The organism is Candidatus Weimeria sp. HCP3S3_B5, assembly GCF_052064335.1.
Taxonomy (GTDB): domain Bacteria; phylum Bacillota; class Clostridia; order Lachnospirales; family Lachnospiraceae; genus Weimeria.
This window is the reverse complement of the sequence record NZ_JBQHVU010000064.1, coordinates 1-1,107: the sequence shown is the minus strand read 5'-3', so window position 1 is coordinate 1,107 and position 1,107 is coordinate 1. Positions and strand designations below refer to the sequence as shown.

At 39.9% G+C, this 1,107-nt stretch carries 2 protein-coding genes; one reads left to right on the top strand and one right to left on the bottom strand.

What is annotated here, in order from left to right; translation table 11 throughout:
• The first annotated feature begins 148 nt into the window (after window positions 1-148).
• Window positions 149-367, top strand: coding sequence for an aspartate dehydrogenase (locus ACTNCK_RS11710; RefSeq protein ID WP_441082904.1), 219 nt, complete (start codon window positions 149-151; stop codon window positions 365-367).
• Here the strand turns inward: ACTNCK_RS11710 and ACTNCK_RS11705 are convergent.
• Window positions 364-1,107, bottom strand: a 744-nt coding sequence (locus ACTNCK_RS11705) for a hypothetical protein (RefSeq protein ID WP_441082903.1), incomplete at its 5' end; no start/stop codon positions are given. The genes ACTNCK_RS11710 and ACTNCK_RS11705 overlap by 4 nt on opposite strands.

Below are 1,107 nucleotides of genomic sequence, written 5' to 3'. Positions count from 1 at the left end.
GCTGCGGTCGTGGTCAGTATGATCCTGTATGTGCTTTATTATCGTATGGAAGAGATGAAGGCATTTTATGCTGCAATGGTTCCGCTGATCACGGAGGCCATAAGTATGGCGGCGGTGCTGCTTGTTACACTGATCTGAGGGACAATAAATGGGACTTTTTAAGAAAAAGACGGAGAAGAAATTTTATGATCCTGATAGACAGAAGCCGGTGATCCATTGCAGTATATGTAATGGTGAGCAGGTGGCCGGATTCAGGGATCTGGAGACAGGTCGCTTTGATGAGGTGATGCTGATACGCAGTGACTCAGACCTTCAGAAATTCAGGGATGAGTATGGTATCAGCGGCGATATAGAAAAAGAGTATTAGGACAGGAAAATGGACTGCGCAATTTCATCTTTCTGGTGCACTCCTACCTTTTCTCTGAAAAGGATGACACCAAGGAAGCACTCCTCATATCTTTTATATGCCAGAATTCCATAATCATATCTTTCTATATCGTTATTGATACTTCCTGATACATATACATCTGTCTCACCGATTATAACGGAAGCGTCGTTCTTTATTTCTGCATAACTGTTTCTTACATCAAAATTATAGTCATTGCCGAGAGCTACCTGATTATATAACTCCATAAGATCTGCGGTTTCCGGTTTGGACGGGAGCTTATAGTCATTGTCTGGTAATAGCTGGATGCCTATGTATCCGACAATATTTCCATCTGAATCTATTATATTTCTTGTGTCGAAGAGAGGAGTAGGATCAGAACCATCAGCATCCTGTACTTTCCATCCATCTCCTAATTTTATATTTGTAGTCAAAGAATGTTCCTTGCCGGATGCATCGATGAACGAGAAGTCAAGATGGCTATACGAAGTATTGCTTGCCTCCTCGAGTTTTTTTTCATAATATGCCTTTATTCTGTCAAGCCTTGAGTTGAAGTAAAAAATAAGACACAGGCTGTTGGATATTACTGCTGTTATCAGAATCAGAACAAATACTTTTAGTGATAATGTTTTTTTATTCTTAGGTTTGTACTCTGACTTTATGTTGATTCCAAGTACCTGTTCAATGTTTTCCACATAAGCGATATTAGGTTTTGCCTTTCC

Coding starts and splice junctions, on each gene's coding strand:
- ACTNCK_RS11710 (WP_441082904.1), top strand. CDS start 149: ATGGGACTTTTTAAGAAAAAGACGGAGAAGAAATTTTATGATCCTGAT.